Consider the following 391-nt stretch of genomic DNA (forward strand, 5'->3'; position numbering starts at 1 on the left):
TGACCGACCTGTACGTGCTGCTGCAGCTGCCCAATGCCGGCGATGATCTGCAGGCCATCAAGAAGGGCGTCATGGAGCTGGCGGACCTCATCGTCATCAACAAGGCCGATCTGGACCCCGCGGCGGCCACGCGAGCCCAGGCCCAGATCACTTCGGCCTTGCGCCTGCTGGGCTCGGGCCGCACGGCGCCGGCGGGCGAGCACGCCAGCGCGCTGCAGCGCGTGCTGCAGGTCAGTGCGCTGAAGGCCGACGGCATCGCCCCGCTCTGGGCGGCGATCCAGACCCAGCGCGAGCAGCGCATGGCCAGCGGCGCCTGGGCCCACAAGCGGCGCGAGCAGTCCCTGGCCTGGATGTGGGAACGCGTGCAGGCCGGGCTGCGCCAGGCCTTCAT

Annotated in this window: 1 pseudogene; it reads left to right on the top strand. The window is 71.4% G+C overall.

Annotated elements, in window-relative coordinates:
- Positions 1-391, top strand: a pseudogene (locus tag J7U37_RS24980) (methylmalonyl Co-A mutase-associated GTPase MeaB); the annotation flags it as partial.

Origin of the sequence: Methylobacterium sp. 37f (assembly GCF_023093475.1) — a bacterium.
In the GTDB taxonomy this organism is placed as follows: domain Bacteria; phylum Pseudomonadota; class Alphaproteobacteria; order Rhizobiales; family Beijerinckiaceae; genus Methylobacterium.